A 19260-nucleotide genomic window follows, 5' to 3' on the forward strand; every position below is an offset into this window, starting at 1 on the left:
GGGGGTTGCGGCCGCGTGTCGATCGCGTTGCGGCCGCCACGAAACCTGCCCGGCACACGGGCCTGCTTCACTGCGCGTCCGGCACGACGACGGGAGGCCCCCGATGCCCGAGCAGCACGACCTCGTGATCCGGGCGGCGCGCGCGCTCGTCGACGGCCGCTGGGGTCCCGCCGAGGTGGGGGTGCGCGACGGCCGCATCGTGACGGTCGCGTCGGGCACCGGCACCGGCACCGCCCCCGGCCGCGGGCCCACCGGTGCCGGCGGCGCCGAGCGCGAGGTCGGCACCGCGCTCGTCGGTGCCCGCACCGTGACCCTCGCGGACGACGAGGTGCTCGTCCCCGGCCTCGTCGACACGCACGTGCACGTCAACGAGCCGGGGCGCACGCACTGGGAGGGCTTCGCGAGCGCGACCCGCGCGGCCGCCGCGGGCGGGGTCACGACCCTCGTCGACATGCCGCTGAACAGCATCCCGCCCACGACGGACGTCGCGGCGCTCGCCACCAAGCGCGCGTGCGCCACGCCCCAGGTCCGGGTCGACGTCGCGTTCTGGGGCGGCGCGGTGCCCGGCAACCTCGGCTCGCTCCGGGCGCTGCACGACGCGGGCGTGCTCGGCTTCAAGGCGTTCCTCGCGCCGTCGGGCGTCGACGAGTTCGCGCACCTGGGGCACGCCGACCTCGACCGCGCGCTCGCCGAGGTCGCCGCGTTCGACGGCCTGCTGCTCGTGCACGCCGAGGACCCCGCGGTGCTCGACGCGCACGCGACGCCCGGCCGGCAGGACTACGCGCGGTTCGTCGGCTCACGTCCCGACGCCGCGGAGGTCGCCGCGATCGAGCGGCTCGTCGACGGCGTCCGCCGCACCGGGGCACGCGCGCACGTGCTGCACCTGTCCTCGGCCGCCGCGCTCCCGGTGCTGCGGGCCGCGCGCGCCGAGGGGCTGCCGATCACCGTCGAGACGTGCCCGCACTACCTGACGATCTCCGCCGAGCAGGTGCCCGAGGGTGGCACCCAGTTCAAGTGCTGCCCGCCCATCCGCGACGCCGCCAACCAGGACGCGCTGTGGCGGGCGCTGCTCGACGGCGACGTGGACGTCGTCGTGACCGACCACTCGCCGAGCACTCCCGACCTCAAGGCCGCGGGCGGCGGGGACTTCGCGCAGGCGTGGGGCGGGATCGCCGGACTGCAGACCGGGCTCGCGGCGGTGTGGACCGAGGCCGCGCGGCGCGGGATCGGGCTCGAGCGGGTGCTGGGCTGGATGTCGGGCGGCCCGGCGCGGCTCGCGGGGCTCGGCGCGAAGGGGCGGATCGCCGTCGGCGCCGACGCCGACCTGGTCGCGTTCGCCCCCGACGCCGAGCGGACCGTGCACGCCGCCGAGCTGCTGCACCGCAACCCGGTGAGCGCGTTCGACGGGCGGAGGCTGCGCGGCGTCGTGCGCGGGGTGTGGCTGCGCGGCGAGCCGGTCGGCACCGGGCCGGACGAGCCCGCGCGCGGCCGGCTGCTGCACCGCGCCGGCGCCGGCGCAGGACCGCCCGCCGGGCCCGCCACGCCGGGGCACGCGATCGGCACCGGCCGGTAACACCGCGGTCACACCGGTCTGCGTCAATGGCGCATGGCGATCGTTCTCGCGGACCACCAGTACGGCAAGGCCGAGTGCCGGCTCGTGCGCGTCGTGCGCGACGAGCCCCGGCACGAGCTGCGGGACCTCACCGTCACGACGACCCTGCGGGGCGCGTTCGACGCGGCGTACCTCGACGGGGACCAGTCGGGGGTCCTACCGACCGACTCGCAGAAGAACACGGCGTACGCCTTCGCCCGCGCGTCCGGCGTGGGCTCGCCCGAGCAGTTCGGGCTCGCGCTCGCGCGGCACTTCGTGGCCGACGTCGCGCCCGTCAGCGGCGCCCGCGTCGAGATCGAGGAGCACGCCTGGGACCGCGTGGACGCCGGCGGCACCGAGCACGACCACACCTGGGTGCGCCGCGGGCCCGAGGTCCGCACCGCGGCGGTCACGGTCGACGCGGACGGCGAGCACGTCGTCTCCGGCCTCAAGGACCTCGTCGTGCTCAAGTCGACCGGCTCCGAGTTCGCCGGGTTCCTGCGCGACGCGTACACGACGCTGCCGGAGACCCACGACCGGGTCATGGCGACGTCGCTCGTCGCGCGGTGGCGGTACGCGGGCGCCGGGCGGACCGTGCCCGACGACGTGCCGTGGGACGCGGTGCACGCGTCGGTCCGGGCGGTGCTGCTGCGCGAGTTCGCGACCCTGCACTCGCTCGCGCTCCAGCAGACCCTCTGGCACATGGGCCGGGCGGTGCTCGACGAGCACCCCGCGCTCGCCGAGATCCGGCTCGTCGCCCCGAACAAGCACCACCTGCTCGTCGACCTCGAGCCGTTCGGGCTCGACAACCCCGGCGAGGTGTTCGTCGCCACGGACCGCCCCTACGGGCTCATCCAGGCGACCGTGACGCGGGACGACGCCCCCGACGCCGGCTCCGCGTGGGACACCGGGGCGGGGCTCGCATGAGCGCGCTCGAGGACGTCCCCCCGGCACCCGCGACCGCCGACGAGCGGTGGATCAGCCGCACGATCGAGCTCGCGACCGCGAACGTCGCGGCCGGCGGCGGCCCGTTCGGCGCGCTCGTCGTGCGCGGCGGGCTGCTGCTCGCCGAGGGCCAGAACCGCGTGACGGCGACGCTCGACCCGTCGGCCCACGCCGAGGTCGTCGCGATCCGCGCCGCGTGCCAGGTGGTCCAGGACTTCTCCCTCGTCGGCGCGACGCTCTACACGTCCTGCGAGCCGTGCCCGCTGTGCCTCGCGGCGTCGCTGTGGGCGCGGGTCGACCGCGTCGTCTTCGCAGCGGACCGGCACGACGCCGCGCGCGGCGGGTTCGACGACCGGGAGTTCTACGACCTCTTCGCGCGCGACCGCCGCACCTGGCCGGTCGCGGTCGACAGCCTGCGGGTGCCGGACGCCCCGGTGCCGTTCGACGCGTGGCTCGCGCACGTCCAGCGCACCGACTACTGACGCACCGCAGGTCCGGCGCGTGCCGGGCCCGCGGGACTCGGGCCCCGCGGAACTCCGGACGCGCCGGCGGGGCGGCGGTCAGCTCCCGCGGTACGTCGTGTAGCCGAACGGGCTCAGCAGCAGCGGGACGTGCAGGTGCCCGGTCGCGTCCGTGACGGCGATGTCGACCGTCACGCGGTGGAAGAACACGTCCTGACCCGACGTCGCGGCGTAGGTCGCGACGTCGAACACCAGGCGGTAGGCGCCCGGGGCGAGCGTGCGCGGGCCGAGGTCGGGGACGCGCCCGTCGGCGTCCGTCATGGCGCGCGCGAGCGGCGTCCCGTCCGGCCCGACAAGCTCGACCGGGACCCCTGCGGCCGGGCAGCCGCGCGCGGTGTCGAGGACGTGCGTCGTCACGTGGCTCGGGCGGTCCGCTCCGCCGGCGCTGCCGCCGTTCGCCTGCCCGGCGCTCATGCGGCACCCAGCCCGAACGTCGCGGCGAGCCGCAGCAGCGCGATCTCGACGAGCTGCTCGCCGACGACCCGGCGCTCCGTGCGGTCGTCGAGCACGAGGCGTCGGCGGAGCTCGGCGAGGATCTCGGCGCGCGAGCGCCCCGCGGCGCGGATCAGGAACACCCGCCCGAATCGCTTCTCGTACGCCGCGTTGCCGTCGGCGACCGCGCGGGCGAGCGCCGGGTCGTCCGCGTCGGCCGAGGACTGCTCGCGGCGGCTGAACGCCTGCGCCGCCCCGTCGCCCGCGGGTCGCTCACCGATCCGCGGGTGGTGCGCGAGCGCCTCGTCGATCTCGGCGCCGCTGAGCGGGGTCCCGGCGGCGCGGGCGGCCGCGAGCAGCGCCTCGAGCGACCCGTACGGCGCGCCCGCCGCGACGTCGTCGACCCACCGCCCCACGGCGAGGCTCGCGGTGAGCGCCTCGCGCAGGCGTGCCTCCGGCACGTCGATCATGGTCGTCATGACGTCACCGATCCTCTCGGGGCTCGTGCTCGCGGCCGGTGCCGGGAGCCGGTTCGGCGGCCCGAAGGCCCTCGCCCGCACCGCCGGCGGCGCGCCGTGGGTCGCGCGCGCCGTGCACGTGCTGCTCGACGGCGGGTGCGACCGGGTCGTGGTGGTGCTCGGCGCGGGGGCGGACGCCGCGCGCGGCCTCGTGCCCGGCGACGCGCGCGTGTCGGTCGTCGTCGCGGACGACTGGGCGTCCGGCGTCTCGGCGTCGCTGCGCGCAGGGCTCGTGGCGTGCGGCGGCGACGCGGCCGGGACTGACGCGGCCGCGGCCGACGGTGCGGCCGGGACGGACGCAGCCGTGGGCGAGGGCGCCGAGGCACGTCCGTCCGGCGCCGCGCTCGTGACGCTCGTCGACCTCCCCGGGCTGCCGGTCGAGGCCGTGCGCCGCGTCGCCCGACGGCCGTTCGACGACCGGGTCCTGCGGCAGGCGGTGCACGGCGCGCGGCCCGGGCACCCGGTGCTGCTCGGGCGCGCGCACTGGCCCGCGCTGCTCGCGGGGCTCGGCGGCGACAGCGGTGCGCGCGCCTACCTCGCGGCGCACGGGGCCGAGCCGGTCGAGTGCGGCGACCTGTTCGACGGCGCGGACGTCGACCACCCGCCGCCCGGCTGACCGGCGAGGTGCCGCCGTCACGCGGGCCGCTCCGCGAGCGCGAGGACCGCGGCGTGCAGCGCGTCGATCGTCGCGGCCACGTCCGCGCGCGTGACCGACTCGTCGGCGTGGTGGCTGATCCCGCCGGCGCACCGCACGAACAGCATCGCGACGTCGGTGACCGCCGCGACGGCCATCGTGTCGTGGCCCGCGACGCTGAACAGCTCCGGTGCGTCGGGGTCGCCGGTGGCCGCGACGCCCGCCCGCAGCGCGTCCTGCAGGCGCGGCGCGCAGTGCACCGCGGGCGCCTCGTGGGTCGGGACGACCTGGAGGACGAGCCCGCGGTCGGCGGCGACCCGCTCGAGCTCGGCGCGCAGCACGTCCCAGGTCGTGTCCCGCTCCGCGTCGCTCGGCGCGCGCAGGTCGAGGCTGAACGTCGCGATGCCCGGGATCACGTTGACCGCCCCGGGGCTCGCCTCGATCCGGCCGACGGTCGCGGGGCAGCCCCGTGCGCGCGCGACCCGCTCGACCGTCAGGACCGCCTCGGCCGCTCCGGTCAGCGCGTCCCGGCGCCGGTGCCAGGGCGTCGCGCAGTGCCGCGCCTCGCCGGTCAGCGTGAGCTCGAACCGGCGCGCGGCCGCGATCGACGTCACGAGCCCGAGCGCCCGCCCGGCCTCCTCGAGCAGCGGGCCCTGCTCGATGTGCGCCTCGAGGTACCCGACCAGGCTGCCCGGCGCCCGGGCCGCCTCGGTGATCCGCGCGGGGTCGAGCCCGAACGCGCGCGCCGCGTCGGCGAGCGTCACCCCGTCCCGGTCGGTCAGCGCGCCCCACGCCGGGTCCCACGTGCCGGCGAGCGCGCGCGAGCCGAGCAGGGTGGTGCCGAACCTCGTCCCCTCCTCGTCGCCGAACGCGACGACCTCGAGCGCGAACGGGAGCGTCCCGGGGGCGACCCGCGCCGCGACCGCGACCGCGGCGAGCACCCCGAGGATCCCGTCGTACCGCCCGGCCCCGGGGACGGTGTCGAGGTGCGAGCCGAGCAGCAGCGCCGGGAGCCCGTCGCGCTCGCCCTCGAGCCGGCCGCACAGGTTGCCGGCCGCGTCCTGCCAGGTCCGCAACCCGGCGTCGCGCATCCAGGCGCCGACCACCTCGTGGACGCGCGCGTGCTCGGGCGAGAGGTAGACGCGCTCGATGCCGGTGGGGCTCGCGCTGTGCGTGGCGAGGACGTCGGCCCGGTCGAGCAGCAGGTCCGCCTCGGCGAGCGACCCGGCGCGCACCCCGGGCGCGGAGGCGTCGACCGGCGCGGCGGGCTCGGCCCGCTCGTGGGCCACGGCCCGCCCCGCGCTCACGCCGCCTCCTGCGTGTACGACCCGAGCGCGCCCGCGACGCCGCCGCCGGTCGGCACCGCGACGCCCGCGCGCCGCAGCACGTCCTCGAGCGCGACGAGCGTGGTCAGCACCGCGTCGCGCCGCGCGTTGTGCCCCATGGTCCCCACGCGCCAGATCCGCCCGTGCAGCGGCCCGAACGAGGTGCCGATCTCGATGCCGTAGTCGCGCAGGAACGTCCCGCGCACGCCCTCCCCGTCGACCCCGTCGGGGATCTCGACGCCCACGACGTTCGCCATGCGCACGGACTGGTCGCCGAACAGCGTGAGCCCGAGCCCGCGGAGCCCGGCGGCCATCGCCGCGCCGTGGCGCCGGTGCCGGTCGACCGCCGCGTCGAGCCCCTCCTCGAGCAGGATCCGGGCGCACTCGCGCGCGCCGTAGAGCATCGTCGTGGCCTCGGTGTGGTGGTTGAGCCGTCGCTCGCCCCAGTAGTCGAGGATCATCGCGAGGTCGAGGTAGTTGGACCGGATCCGGCTCGCGGGCAGGACCTCCTCGTCGCGGTCGTCGCGCAGCCCCGCCTCGATGCTGCGGCGGCCGTCGAGCACCGCGACCGCGGCCGGCGAGAGCGTGACCGGCGCGCTGCCCGACGGGCCCCCGAGGCACTTCTGCAGCCCGGCTGTCGCGACGTCGACGCCCCACGCGTCGACCTCGACCGGGTTGCCGCCGAGCGAGGCGGTCACGTCGGCGTAGAGCAGCGCGCCGTGCCGGGCGCAGATCGCGCCGAGCTCGTCGAGCGGTTGCGCGAGGGTCGTCGAGGTGTCGCCGTGCACGATCGCGACGAGCTTCGGGCGGACCGCCGCGACCGCCTCCTCGAGCTCGCGCGCCGTGAAGACGGTCCCCCACGGGACCTCACGGACGTGCACCTCGGCGCCGCACCGCTCGGCGATCTCGCGCAGCAGGTGCCCGAAGCGCCCGAACACCGGCACCAGCACGCGGTCGCCCGGCTCGAGCAGCGACACGAGCGCCGCCTCGATGCCCGCGCGCGACGTGCCGTCGACGAGCAGCGTCGCCTCGTTCGCGGTGCGGAACACCGCGCGGTACAGCGCCATGGTCTCGGTCATGTACCCGGTCATGACGGGGTCGTACTGCCCGACGAGCTGTGCCGACATCGCCCGCAGCACGCGCGGGTCCGCGTTGACCGGCCCGGGCCCCATGAGCAGGCGCGGCGGCGGGTCGATCGGCAGGCCGGTCATGGGCGCCTCCGCGGCGGCTCGGTCAGGTCGGGTGGCCGACGGTACGGACCCGGCGTTTCACGAGCGTTTCGCCGCGGGCGGCCCGACGGTGCCGAGCTCCTCGGCCCACCGCGCGCCGAGACCGACGAGCGCCCGGTCGCTGCCCCGTGGCCCGACGAGGCACAGCCCGACCGGCGCGAGCGCCCAGGACCCCGACCGCTCGACGCCCAGGACCGGCACGCTGAGCGCCGGGCGGCCCGTGAGCCCCGCGACGCACGTCAGGCGCATCGTGGCGGTGCGCACCCGCTCGTCGTCCGCCCCGCCACCGGCGCGCGGCGGGGCGGCGGACGACGCGGACGGCAGCAGGAGCACCCGGTCCCCGAGCACGGCCTCGACCCGCCGGGCCGCGGCGACCGCCGTACCCGGCGCCGGGGGCGTGATGGTCGACGCCCAGCGGAACCGGGCCGCGACGTCGGCCCCGAGCGCGTCGGGGTTCCGGGTGAGCCAGTCCCCGTGCGTGCGCCACGCCTGCGCCGCCTGCACCGCGCGGAACACCCCCAGCAGGTCGTCCGCGACGGGCAGCCCGACCACGGCGAGGTCCTCGAGCAGCCCGGCCGCCGCGAGGCACGACAGCGCGTGGTCGAACGCGGCGCGCACGCCGGGCTCTGCCTCGGCGAGCAGGCCGGGCGCGACGGCGAACCCGCGGACCGGCCGCCCCGGCACCGGCCCGCCGTCACCTCGCACGCCACCGACTCGCACGCCGTCGCCTCGCACGCCGTCGTCCGCCACGCGGTCGTCCGCCACGCCGTCGTCCCCCACGGCGTCGTCCCGCGCGCCGCAGCCGCCGCCCACCCCCAGGCTCGCGTCCGCGGCGGCGGCGAGCGTGCGGGCGTCGCGGGTCAGCCACCCGACCGTGTCGAACGCGGGCGCCAGCGGTACGAGCCCGGCGGCGGGGACGCTGCCGTGCGTCGTGCGCAGCCCCCACAGCCCCTGGTAGGACGCGGGCACGCGCACCGAGCCGCCGGTGTCGGTCCCGAGCCCGATCGTGGCCTCCCCGAGCGCGACCGCCGCGGCGGGGCCGCTCGACGAGCCGCCCGGGAGCCCGTCGGGCACGGCCGGGTTCGGCGGTGTGCCGTGGTGCGGGTTGCGCCCCGCGAGGCTGTACGCGAGCTCGTCGGTGCGCGCGATGCCCCGTACGTCCGCGCCGGCGTCGAGCAGCAGCCGCACCGCGTCGGCGTGCGCCGGGGCGGGCCCCTGCTGCGCGAGGAACGCGGGCACGCCGGCGCCGACCCGGTGACCGGCGACCGCGAACAGGTCCTTGACCGCGACGCTCTCGCCCCGCAGCGGCCCGTCCGCCGTGCCCGCGACGAGCGGGTCCCCGACGACGCGCCACACCGTCGGGTCGACGGCCTCCGTCCCTCCCGGCTCACGTCCGGCCGGCTCACCCACGCCGCGCCCGCCTCCCGGCTCACGCCCGCCGGCGCCGCCCGCGCCGCGCACCCCGCCCACCTCAGCGCTCCAGGTCCGCGACGCGGATGCGCGCGTGCACGCCCTTGACCCGGTCGACGACCTGCGAGATGTCGAAGTCCGTCGCGGCGCTCAGGTACGCGTAGGCGTGCTCGGGGTCCATCCCGAACCGCGCCCCGAGCAGCGAGACCGCGGCGCGCACGCACCGGGCGACCGCGACGTCGAGGTCGGGGTCGAGCCCGGTCGGCACGAGGTGCTCGGCGGTCTGCCCGAGCGGCCCGTCGAGCGGCCCGAACCGCGCGAGCGCCTCGGCCGCGGGCACCACGTCGAACCGGACGGTCACGCGCAGCGACGCCTCGAGCGCGGTGAGCGCGACCTCGCCGTCGCCCTGCGCGAGGTGCGGGTCCCCCACGTACGCGAGCGCGCCGGGCACCTGGACCGGCAGGTAGAGCGTGCTGCCGACGGTGAGCAGGTTGATGTCGACGTTGCCCCCGTGCGCGCCGGGCGGGACGGAGTGCGGGCGCTCGTCCCCGGCGACCGCGACGCCCATGATCCCCAGGAACGGCGCGAGCGGGAACCGCACGTCGCGGGGCCCGCCGGCGGTGCGCGCCATGACGCCGACGTCCGCCCCGTCGACCGTCTCGACGCCCGCGAACACGCTCACGTTCCCGGGTCCGCGCGGGTACTCGCCCGGCAGCGCGCCGCGGCCGTGCCGGTTCGAGATCACGCCGTACGGCACGCGCGGCAGCGCCTCGACGAGCGTCATCGCGAGCAGGTCCCCGGGGAGCGCCCCGCGCACGTGCACCGGGCCGGTCACGACGTGCGGCCCGTCGGCCTCGGGGTCGCGCGGGTGCGCGCCCGCCGCGAGCGCGACGGCGTCGGCCAGCACGTCGGCCGGAACGACGCCGTGCGAGCCGAAGAAGGCGACCGGGTCGCGCCCCTGGTCCTCGAGCACGCCCTCGTGGCTGAGGGTGTCGATCGTCACCTCGGTGCCCGCGTCGACGGTGAGGACGGGGTCGTCGGCGGCGCACGGGAGGCGGCCCCAGAACGCCGCCGCGGGGTCGGTGGGCAGGTAGTGGTCACCGCGCACCGGTCCGGCACCGGGCTGGAGCACGCGCGGGCGGGTCGGTCCGGGCACGGTCACCCCTTCCGTCGAGGTCAGGGCGGTGAGGGTACCGACCGCAGATGTCCGGCAGATCTCTCGCCGTGGGGGTCCGGACGGCGTACGCTCTGCCCACTGCCCCCCGACGACGCTGCAGCACGCTCTGCGCGTCCTCGCGCGAGGTGCCCCGGCGCCGTCCCCACCGCCGACCACCTGGGAACCGCCATCACCACCTTGCCTGCGGACCTCGCCGCCTACGCCGCCCCCCTGACGTCGAGCTCGACGCTCCCCCCGGCCGCCGAGCCGGGAGCGCACCTGCTCCAACGCGACGACGTCCTGCTCGTCAAGGGCAGGTACACGCTCGCGAACCGCACGCTCACGCCGCACGAGGCGACGGTCGCCGACCTGCTGTTCGTGCGCGAGGTGCTGGAGAGCGCGGGCGTCGACCACCTCCTGGTGCGCGGCAACGGGGCCCGCCCCGTGATCGCGGTCGACTGGGCGGACCGGTCCGCGCTGCGCGAGGCCCTCACCCGGGCGTGCGCCGACGAGCCGTTCTACGTGCGCGCGGCCGACGCGACGAAGCCGAAGGCGCGCCTGGTGGCGACCGGCGGCCTGCACGCGACCCCGAAGGCGCGGGTCCTGCGGGTGTACCGGCCGCGGATCGAGCCCGTCGGCGGCCTGCGCTACGGCGCCGACGAGGCCGTGCAGATCGAGCTGTGGCAGCACGGGCCCGACGAGGTCGTGCTCCCCGCCGAGAACTCCCTGACCCGCCGCACCGTGCACGTCGACGAGCTGACGCGCGGCACGGTCGAGCGCTACGGGCGCACGTGGTCGACGATCGAGCACATGTTCACCGACCACGCGTCGGACCTGCCGTTCGAGATCGACATGGTGTTCTCGTGGGTCGACGGGACGTCGACGGCGTTCCAGAAGGCCCGTGCGGCCCGCATGAAGAGCTACGTGGTGGGCGAGGGCGACGACGCCCCGGCGCGCTACCGGCACGTCGACGAGCTGCGGTACGCGCTGCGCTCGGTGCACATGTTCGCGCCGTGGGTCCGGCGGATCTTCGTCGCGACGGACTCCCCGAAGCCGGCGTGGCTCGCGGACCACCCGGGCGTGACGTTCGTCCGCAGCGAGGAGTTCTTCGTCGACCCCTCGGTGCTCCCGACGCACAACTCGCACGCGGTCGAGGCCCAGCTGCACCACATCCCCGGCCTGGCGGAGCACTTCCTGTACTCGAACGACGACATGTTCTTCGGCCGCCCGATCACCCCGGACCTGTTCTTCTCCCCGGGCGGCGTGACGAAGTTCGTGGAGGCGACGACGCGCATCGGCCTCGGCGGCAACGACCCCCGTCGCAGCGGCTTCGAGAACGCCGCGCGCGTCAACCGCGCGCTGCTGCTCGAGCGGTTCGGGCGCCTGACGACCCGGCACCTCGAGCACTCGGCGGCCCCGCTGCGGCGCAGCGTCCTCGACGAGATGGAGCGCGAGTTCGCCGACCAGTTCGCCGCGACGGCCGCGAGCCGGTTCCGCTCCGCGACCGACATCTCGGTGACGAACTCGCTCTACCACTACTACGCGCTGATGAGCGGGCGCGCGGTGCAGACGACGGCCCGCACGAAGTACGTCGACACGACGTCCCGCACGGGGCTCGAGGCGATGAAGTCGCTGCTCGCGAAGCGCTCCACGGACATGTTCTGCCTCAACGACGGCAGCTTCCCGGAGATCGACGAGGACGTGCGGGCCCGGGCCGTCCGCGACTTCCTCGACCGGTACTTCCCGGTCGTCGCACCGTGGGAGAACGCCGACGCCTGACGCCGGAACCTGAGGCGCCGGGGCCGGTCCGGTCCCGGCGCCTCAGGACCACGGACGGGTGACCGATCGGATGGACAGCGGCGCGCCTCGCCCCGGGTGCCGCTCGTTCGACCATCGTTCATGCTGGAGCGGTCGGATGGAGTTGACCGTCCGACCGTCGTCCCCGGTGAGAGAAAGCGTCATGACCTCGAATCATGCGGGCCGCCCCCAGGCCCGGCACGTCATCGCCCACTTCAGCGACACCCACTTCGTCTCGCCCGAGGACCCGCTGCTCTACGGCGTCGCGGACTCCCGGGCGCACCTCGCGGAGCTCCTCGCGGGCCTCGAGGACTCCGGCGCGGCGCCCGAGGCGCTGCTGTTCACCGGGGACCTCGCGGACGTCGGGGACGCCGAGGCGTACCGGAGCCTGCGCGAGGTCGTCGAGCCCGCGGCGCGCCGGATGGGTGCCCGCGTCGTGTGGGCCATGGGCAACCACGACGACCGCGCGACGCTGCGGCGCGAGCTGACCGACGAGACGCCGTCCGACGCGCCGTACGACCACGTGCTGCACCTCGGCGGCCTGCGCGTCGTCGTGCTCGACTCCACGGTGCCGGGCTTCCACCACGGCGAGGTCACCCCGGTGCAGCTCGCGTGGCTCGAGGACGTCCTCGCGGAGCCGGCCCCGGAGGGCACGCTGCTGCTCATGCACCACCCGCCGGTCCCCTGCCTGCAGGACCTCGCGGTCGCGGTCGAGCTGCGCGACCAGCAGCGGCTCGCCGACGTGCTGCGCGGGACCGACGTCCGGGGCATCCTCGCGGGTCACCTGCACTACTCGACGTCCGCGACGTTCGCGGGCATCCCCGTCTCGGTCGCGTCGGCCACGTGCTACACCCAGGACCTGCGCACCCCCGACCGCGGCACGCGGGGGCGGGACGGCGCGCAGGCGTACAACCTCGTGCACGTCTACGACGAGACCGTCATGCACTCGGTCGTGCCGATCGGCGAGCACGTCACGGTGGGCCGGTCGACGGTCGCCGCCGACGTGCGACCCACGGTCGTCCCGACGCAGCGCGAGCTCGTCCGGGCCCGCTGAGCGCCACCGGGAGCGCCACCGGGACCTCAGGAGGGCGACGTCACCCCGGGACTCTGGGAGGATCGGGGTGTCCACGTGTACCCGGGTGGCCGCGCGCTGCGCTCCCCCGCCCGCCCTCGCCCCCGGAGGCTCCCCTGTCCCGCGCACCCCGGCTCGTCGCGTTCGACCTGGACGACACCCTGGCCCCCTCGAAGTCCCCGCTCGACCCGCGCATGGCCGAGCTGCTCGTCGAGCTGCTCGACGTCGTCGAGGTCTGCATCATCTCGGGCGGCCAGTTCGGCCAGTTCCAGATGCAGGTCGTCGACCGGCTGACCGGCGCGGACCCCGCGGCGCTCGCCCGCCTGCACCTCATGCCGACGTGCGGCACGCAGTACTACCGCCACACCGGCACCGCGTGGGACCAGGTGTACGCGCAGAACCTCACCGAGGACGAGAAGCAGCGCGCGCTCGCCGCGGTCGAGGGCCAGGCCAAGGAGCTCGGGCTCTGGGAGTCCGAGACGTGGGGCCCGATCCTCGAGGACCGCGGCAGCCAGATCACGTTCTCGGCGCTCGGCCAGGCCGCGCCGGTCGCCGCGAAGTCCGCGTGGGACCCCACGGGCAGCAAGAAGTCCTCGCTGCGTGAGGCCGTCGCGGCGCTGCTGCCCGACCTCGAGGTCCGCTCGGGCGGCTCGACGTCCGTCGACATCACGCGCAAGGGCATCGACAAGGCGTACGGCATGACCCGCCTCGCGGACATGACCGAGATCGACCTGCAGGAGATGCTGTTCGTGGGCGACCGCCTCGACGAGGACGGCAACGACTACCCCGTCAAGGCGCTCGGCGTCCCCTGCCACGCCGTCGAGGGCTGGGAGGACACCGCCGCGTACCTCGACACGCTCGTCCCCGAGCTGCGCGCCGCCGTCGCGACGACCGCGCAGGACTGACCGCAGCTCTCCTCGACCGCGACAGGTCGACCTCCGACGCCGGGCCGGCGCCGCACCCCCCCGCGGGCGCGGTGCCGGCCCGGCGTCGTGCTCTCCCCGGGCGTGTCGGCGCGGGCCGTGTCGGTGGTCGCGTCTACCGTCGGAGCATGGCTCGGAACCGGACGCACGCATGCACCTACTACGACGACGGCGAGCTCGTGTGCGGCTGCGGCCAGCGCGCGGTGTACGTCCTCGACGAGGACACGCTCGAGCTCGTGCTCACGCTCGAGGACGACGACCTGACGCCCGGGCGCGACGAGCGCAGCCGCGGCGCGCGCGCCGAGGAGCTCGCGGTCTCGGCCTGACGGACCCATCGGCGTGGCGCGGCGCCCGTCGCCGTGCACGCCGCGACGGGGCGGCCGACGGGACGCGCGTCAGCCGCGGACGGGACGCCGTCCGGACGCCGACGGGCGGCGGACGGGAGGCCGGTCCGCCTCCGGCGAGGCGCACGTCACCTTCCCGGAGGGGTCCACCTAGGCCGGTGCGCGCGCGGGCTCGCACCGGGGATGCGACGATGGCGCAGGTCCGGACCGTCGGCGAACACGATCGTGAGGTGAGCAGTGAGCGGCAACGCGACCTCACGGCACCGCAACGCCGCTCTCCTCGCCCTCGCCTCGACGACGCCCGACCGCGTGACGACCTCCGCGGACATCGATCGTCGCCTCGCCCCCGCGCTCAAGCGCCTCCGGCTGCCCCGCGGCCTGCTGCAGCGCGTCGCCGGGGTGCACGAGCGGCGGAACTGGGCGGACGGGCAGACGTTCGACGGCGCCGCGATCGCCGCCGCGGAGAAGGCCCTCGCCGAGTCCGGGATCGACCGCCGCGAGGTCGGCCTCCTGGTCAACACGTCCGTGACGCGCAAGCACCTCGAGCCGTCCGTCGCGGTGCGGATCCACCACGGGCTCGGGCTGCCGTCGTCCGCCGTGAACTTCGACATCGCCAACGCGTGCCTCGGCTTCGTCAACGGCATGAACCTCGCGGCGCAGCTCATCGACGCCGGCCAGATCAAGTACGCCGTCGTGGTCGCGGGCGAGGACGCCGACGACATCCAGAACAACACGATCGAGCGCCTGATCGGCGACGACATCACGCGCGCGGACTTCATGCAGGAGTTCGCGAGCCTGACGCTCGGCTCGGGTGCGGCGGCGGCCGTCGTCGGGCCCGCGGACGCCCACCCCGAGGGGCACCGGATCCTCGGCGGCGTCACGCGAGCCGCGACACAGTTCCACGACGTGTGCGTCGGCAGCGTCGAGGGCATGTACACCGACACGCGCGCGCTGCTCGAGGGCGGCATGGAGCTCGTGCTCGCCGCCTGGACCGAGGCCCGGCACGAGTGGGACTGGGCCGCGATGGACCGCTACATCCTCCACCAGGTCTCGGACGTGCATACCAAGGCGATCGTCAAGGCGGCCGGGCTCGACCGCTCGCGCATCCCGACGACGTACGGGCGCTACGGCAACGTCGGCCCGGCGTCGATCCCGATCACGCTCGCGCACGAGGCCTCCTCGCTCGAGCCCGGCGACCGGCTGCTGCTCATGGGCGTCGGCTCGGGGCTCAACACCGCGATGATGGAGATCGCCTGGTGACGTCCCCGGGTGCGCCGGGGCCCACCGCCCCGGCATCCCTGCCGCCGCGCGGCCTCGCCGGTCTCGACGCCGGGTTCTCGCGGCTGGTCCGCGCCCCGGAGACCCCGCTGACAGCCGTGCCGGAGCACGGCGCAGGACGCGCCGGCGCGGGTTCGTCCGCCGGACCGGTGCGCACGTGGCACGTGCTCGACAACGGCGGGCGGCTCGACGAGCTCGGCCGCGAGCCCGTCGGCACCGTGCTGTGCGTGCACGGCAACCCGACGTGGTCCTACCTCTGGCGTCGGCTCGTCGCGGTGGCGACCGAGGCCGCCGCCGCCGGTCGGCCCGCGTGGCGCGTCGTCGCCGTCGACCAGCTCGAGATGGGCTTCTCCGAGCGGACCGGCGCGCACCGACCGCTCGCGCGGCGGGTGCGCGACCTCGGTGACCTCACGGACGCCCTCGGCCTCGCGGGACCGGTCGTGACGCTCGGGCACGACTGGGGCGGCGTCGTCTCGCTGGGCTGGGCGGTCGACCACCCGGACGTCCTGGCGGGCGTCGCGGTGCTCAACACGGCCGTGCACCAGCCCGCCGGCACCCCGGTGCCCGCTCCCCTGCGCCTCGCGCTGCGCCGCGGCGTGCTCGCATCCTCGACACGCCGCACGACGGCGTTCCTCGACACGACGCTCGCGCTCGCGCACCCCCCGCTCGACCCCGCGGTCAAGGCCGGCTACCGGGCGCCGTACCGCAGCGCCGGGCGCCGCGGCGGCATCGAGGGCTTCGTCGCGGACATCCCCGCCGACGCGGCGCACCCGAGCGCCGCCGAGCTCGACCGGGTCGCCGCGGGCGTGCGGGCGCTCGACGTGCCGGCCCTCGTGCTGTGGGGCGCCAAGGACCCCGTGTTCCGCGACCGCTACCTCGACGACCTGCAGGCGCGGCTGCCGCACGCGGACGTGCACCGGTTCGAGACCGCGGGCCACCTGGTCGCGGAGGACGTCGACCACGCGACGGCGGTGCTGGACTGGCTCGACGACCGGTTCGGGGAGCACGACGCGGGCGGGGCCTACCGGGCGGGCGCGGGCGGCGCGACGCTGGGCGCCGACGCGGACACCCATGGACGGCACGCCGCACCCGGGCACGTCGAGGACGCACCGGCGGACGTCGCGGCGCACGCCGCGCCTGGCGTGGACCGTCCCGCACACCCCGACGGCGTCGCGGACGACGACCCGCGCCCGGGCCGTCCCGCACACGTCGGACCCGGCCACGTCGAGGACGTCCCGGCGGGCCACCCGGCGCACGCGGCCGGGGGCACCGCGGGCGAGTGGGGCGACCGGCACCCGCTCTGGTACCGGCTGGAGTCGCTGGCCGGGAGCGCGGAGACCGCGCTCGTCGAGCTCGCGCCCTCCGCCGGGCCGGCGCCGCGCGTCGTGAGCTGGCGGCTGCTCGCCCGGCGCGTCCGGGAGATCGCCGCGGGCCTCGACGCCCTCGGGGTGCGGCGCGGCGACCGGGTGTCGCTCGTCGTCCCGCCCGGCGCGGACCTCACCGCCGTCCTCTACGCGTGCCTGCGCATCGGTGCGGTCGTGGTCGTCGCCGACGCGGGCCTCGGCGTCCGGGGCCTCACGCGCGCCGTCCGCGGTGCGCGCCCCGACGTCGTCATCGGCGCCGCACCCGGGCTCTCCGCCGCACGCGCGCTCGGCTGGCCCGGGCGGCGCATCTCGGTCGCACCGCTCGCGCCCGCGCTGGCCCGGGCGCTCGGCGTCGAGCACACGCTCGCCGACGTCGCGGAGCTCGGCGCCCGCCGTGAGCCACCCGCGCCGCCCGGTCCGGACGACACCGCGGCGGTGCTGTTCACGTCGGGCTCGACCGGCCCCGCGAAGGGCGTCGTGTACACGCACGCGCAGCTCGCCGCGGCGTGCCGCGCGCTCGCGACCCGGTACGACCTCGGGCCGGGGACCGGGCTCGTCGCGGGCTTCGCCCCGTTCGCGCTGCTCGCGCCGGGCCTGGGCGCGCGGACCGCGATCCCCGCGATGGACGTCACGTCGCCGCGCACGCTCACGGCCGCCGCCGTCGCGGACGCGGCCGCCGCCGTCGACGCGACCGTGCTGTTCCTGTCCCCCGCCGCGCTCGCGAACGTCGTCGCGACGGCCGACGGCCTCACCGCCGAGCAGCACGCCGGCCTCGGGTCGGTGCGCACCTTCCTGTCCGCGGGCGCGCCCGTGCCGGTCGAGCTGCTCGCGCGCGCCGCGGAGCTCCTGCCGCACGCCACCCCGCACACCCCGTACGGGATGACGGAGTGCCTGGTCGTCACCGACATCACGCTCGACGAGATCCGCGACGCGGCCGGTGCCCCCGGACCGGACGTGCCCGGCGGCGTGTGCGTCGGCCGGCCGGCCGCGGGGGCCGTCGTGCGGATCAGCGCGCTGGACGACGACGGAGCGGCGACGGGAACGCCGTCGACCGAGCCGGACGTGACCGGGGAGATCGTGGTCTCGGCGCCGCACCTCAAGCAGGGCTACGACCGCCTGCACCTCACCGACCGCGCGAGCACGCTCGGCACGGCCACGAGCTCCGGCTCCGACACCGGCCCGCGGGCCGGCACGGGCACGGGCACGGCCCCCGGCCCCGGCCCCGGCCCCGAGCGCTGGCACCGCACCGGCGACGTCGGGCACCTCGACGCCGAGGGTCGCCTCTGGGTCGAGGGCCGGCTCGCGCACGTGGTCGTCACCGCGGACGGCGTCGTGACGCCCGTGGGCGTCGAGCAGCGCGTCGACGGGGTCCCCGGCGTGGCCCGCTCGGCGCTCGTCGGCGTCGGTCCGCGCGGCGCGGCAGTGCTCGTCGCGGTCGTCGAGACCGGTCCCGCGGCCCGCCGACCGGGCCTGGCTGCGCCCGACCTCGCGGCCGCCGTGCGCGCCGCCGCGGGTCGGCCCCTCGCCGCCGTGCTCGTCGTGCCCCGCATGCCGACCGACGTGCGGCACAACTCGAAGATCGACCGGACCCGGCTCGCCGCCTGGGCCGAGGGCGTGCTCGCCGGCCGACGGGCCCGTCGACCGTGAAGGTGCTCGTCACCGGTGCGAGCGGCCTCCTCGGGCGTGCGGTGGCGGACGCGCTGCACGCCGCGGGGCACGACGTCCGCACGTTCCAGCGCCGCCCGAGCGGCCTGGCCCACGCGCAGGACGTGCTCGGCTCGGTGACCGTCCCGGCGGAGGTCGACCGCGCCGTCGCGGGGGTCGACGCCGTGGTGCACCTCGCGGCGAAGGTCTCGCTCGCGGGCGACCCGGCGCAGTTCCACGAGGTCAACGTCCGCGGCACGGGCAACGTGCTCGCGGCGCTCGCGCGCCACGGCGTCGAAAGGCTCGTGCACGTCTCGTCCCCGTCGGTCGCGCACACCGGCGCCTCGATCGTCGGCGACGGCGCGCTGCCCGCGGACCCGGCCCGGGCCCGCGGGGACTACGCCCGGACGAAGGCGGAGGCGGAGGTCCTCGCGCTGGCCGCCGACCGGCCCGGCCTGCGCGTGGTCGCGGTCCGCCCGCACCTCGTGTGGGGTCCCGGCGACACCCAGCTCGTCGCACGTCTCGCCGAGCGCGCCCGGGCCGGGCGGCTGCCCCTGCTCGACGCCGGGACCGTGCTGGTCGACACGACCTACGTCGACAACGCCGCGTCCGCGATGGTCGCCGCGCTCGGCCGCCTCGACGCCCCCGACGGCGCCGTGCGCGGCCAGGCGTACGTGGTGACGAACGGCGAGCCACGGCCGATCGCCGAGATGCTGGGCGGCATCTGCACCGCGATGGGCGCACCGGCCCCGAGCCGGCACGTCCCGGCGGCCCTCGCCCGCGCCGCCGGGTCCCTCGTGGAGGCCGTGTGGCGCGTGCGCCCGGGCACGGACGAGCCGCCGATGACCCGGTTCCTCGCCGAGCAGCTCTCGACCGCGCACTGGTTCGACCAGCGCCGCACGCGCGCCGACCTGCAGTGGGCCCCCGCGGTCACGCTGGACGAGGGCCTGCGCCGCCTGCGTGCGGCCTCCGGGACGCCCGCGGGCTGACGGCCGGCGCCGGTCGACCGCGCTGCATCCGTCGGCGGTCGAGAAGCACGTCCACGCGATCGTCCGCACGCTCGACCTGCCCGACTCG

17 protein-coding genes are annotated in these 19260 nt (G+C 76.9%); 11 read left to right on the top strand and 6 right to left on the bottom strand.

Annotated elements, in window-relative coordinates; genetic code table 11:
• Nucleotides 1-103: 103 nt before the first annotated feature.
• Genes allB through CCE01nite_RS00065 form a run of 3 tightly spaced genes read left to right on the top strand, consistent with a single transcriptional unit; the run spans nt 104 to nt 3018 of the window.
• The gene (gene allB / locus CCE01nite_RS00055; RefSeq protein ID WP_141371810.1) at nt 104-1573 is read left to right on the top strand and encodes an allantoinase AllB; all 1470 of its coding nucleotides are present in this window, start codon (nt 104-106) and stop codon (nt 1571-1573) included.
• A gap of 33 nt (nt 1574-1606) precedes the next feature.
• Complete coding sequence (gene pucL / locus CCE01nite_RS00060; RefSeq protein WP_141371811.1) at nt 1607-2518, top strand: factor-independent urate hydroxylase; 912 nt, start codon at nt 1607-1609, stop codon at nt 2516-2518.
• The gene (locus CCE01nite_RS00065) at nt 2515-3018 is read left to right on the top strand and encodes a nucleoside deaminase (protein ID WP_141371812.1); all 504 of its coding nucleotides are present in this window, start codon (nt 2515-2517) and stop codon (nt 3016-3018) included. The genes pucL and CCE01nite_RS00065 overlap by 4 nt, the downstream gene beginning before the upstream one ends.
• 78 nt (nt 3019-3096) lie before the next feature.
• On the opposite strand, the gene uraH is transcribed toward CCE01nite_RS00065, so the two are convergent.
• Both uraH and uraD read right to left on the bottom strand, forming a co-directional pair.
• Complete coding sequence (gene uraH, locus CCE01nite_RS00070) at nt 3097-3471, bottom strand: hydroxyisourate hydrolase (protein WP_141371813.1); 375 nt, start codon at nt 3469-3471, stop codon at nt 3097-3099.
• Complete coding sequence (uraD, locus tag CCE01nite_RS00075) at nt 3468-3968, bottom strand: 2-oxo-4-hydroxy-4-carboxy-5-ureidoimidazoline decarboxylase (RefSeq protein WP_141371814.1); 501 nt, start codon at nt 3966-3968, stop codon at nt 3468-3470. The genes uraH and uraD overlap by 4 nt, the downstream gene beginning before the upstream one ends.
• Here uraD and CCE01nite_RS00080 point away from each other — a divergent pair.
• A complete protein-coding gene (locus CCE01nite_RS00080) occupies nt 3967-4623 on the top strand; it encodes a nucleotidyltransferase family protein (RefSeq protein WP_141371815.1) in 657 nt (218 codons plus the stop codon). The two genes, uraD and CCE01nite_RS00080, sit on opposite strands and share 2 nt — an antisense overlap.
• A 17-nt stretch (nt 4624-4640) precedes the next feature.
• On the opposite strand, the gene CCE01nite_RS00085 is transcribed toward CCE01nite_RS00080, so the two are convergent.
• From CCE01nite_RS00085 to CCE01nite_RS00100, 4 genes are all read right to left on the bottom strand, one after another.
• Entirely contained in the window at nt 4641-5948 is a 1308-nt protein-coding gene (locus CCE01nite_RS00085; protein WP_307722696.1) for an allantoate amidohydrolase, read from the bottom strand.
• Complete coding sequence (locus CCE01nite_RS00090) at nt 5945-7177, bottom strand: pyridoxal-phosphate-dependent aminotransferase family protein (RefSeq protein WP_034630954.1); 1233 nt, start codon at nt 7175-7177, stop codon at nt 5945-5947. Before CCE01nite_RS00090 ends, CCE01nite_RS00085 begins: the two co-directional genes overlap by 4 nt.
• A 57-nt stretch (nt 7178-7234) precedes the next feature.
• Nucleotides 7235-8605: an amidase family protein gene (locus CCE01nite_RS00095; RefSeq protein ID WP_052104201.1), complete on the bottom strand. Its 1371-nt coding sequence runs from the start codon at nt 8603-8605 to the stop codon at nt 7235-7237.
• Between the two features lie 61 nt (nt 8606-8666).
• Nucleotides 8667-9761 (bottom strand): acetamidase/formamidase family protein, encoded by a 1095-nt coding sequence (locus CCE01nite_RS00100; protein WP_034630974.1) that lies wholly within the window; start codon nt 9759-9761, stop codon nt 8667-8669.
• A 198-nt stretch (nt 9762-9959) separates the two neighbouring features.
• On the opposite strand from CCE01nite_RS00100, the gene CCE01nite_RS00105 reads away from it, so the two are divergent.
• The 7 genes from CCE01nite_RS00105 (at nt 9960) to CCE01nite_RS00135 (ending at nt 19172) form a co-directional block, all read left to right on the top strand.
• Nucleotides 9960-11540, top strand: coding sequence for a stealth family protein (locus CCE01nite_RS00105; protein WP_211254562.1), 1581 nt, complete (start codon nt 9960-9962; stop codon nt 11538-11540).
• 181 nt (nt 11541-11721) lie between these two features.
• Nucleotides 11722-12612: a phosphodiesterase gene (locus tag CCE01nite_RS00110; protein WP_052104199.1), complete on the top strand. Its 891-nt coding sequence runs from the start codon at nt 11722-11724 to the stop codon at nt 12610-12612.
• 134 nt (nt 12613-12746) lie between these two features.
• On the top strand, nt 12747-13535 hold the full coding sequence (locus CCE01nite_RS00115; protein ID WP_034630966.1) for an HAD-IIB family hydrolase: 789 nt from the start codon (nt 12747-12749) through the stop codon (nt 13533-13535).
• A gap of 146 nt (nt 13536-13681) precedes the next feature.
• Nucleotides 13682-13879: a hypothetical protein gene (locus tag CCE01nite_RS00120; protein ID WP_034630951.1), complete on the top strand. Its 198-nt coding sequence runs from the start codon at nt 13682-13684 to the stop codon at nt 13877-13879.
• A 255-nt stretch (nt 13880-14134) separates the two neighbouring features.
• Nucleotides 14135-15157: a 3-oxoacyl-ACP synthase III gene (locus CCE01nite_RS00125; RefSeq protein ID WP_034630949.1), complete on the top strand. Its 1023-nt coding sequence runs from the start codon at nt 14135-14137 to the stop codon at nt 15155-15157.
• 167 nt (nt 15158-15324) lie between these two features.
• Nucleotides 15325-18186 carry an alpha/beta fold hydrolase gene (locus tag CCE01nite_RS00130; RefSeq protein ID WP_246056230.1) on the top strand — a complete coding sequence of 954 codons (2862 nt, stop codon included), beginning with the start codon at nt 15325-15327 and terminating at the stop codon, nt 18184-18186.
• Nucleotides 18183-19172 carry an NAD-dependent epimerase/dehydratase family protein gene (locus CCE01nite_RS00135; RefSeq protein WP_034630942.1) on the top strand — a complete coding sequence of 330 codons (990 nt, stop codon included), beginning with the start codon at nt 18183-18185 and terminating at the stop codon, nt 19170-19172. Before CCE01nite_RS00130 ends, CCE01nite_RS00135 begins: the two co-directional genes overlap by 4 nt.
• Nucleotides 19173-19260 lie beyond the last annotated feature (88 nt).

The sequence above is a fragment of the Cellulomonas cellasea genome (genome assembly GCF_006538745.1).
GTDB classification, from domain to species: Bacteria; Actinomycetota; Actinomycetes; order Actinomycetales; family Cellulomonadaceae; genus Cellulomonas_A; species Cellulomonas_A cellasea.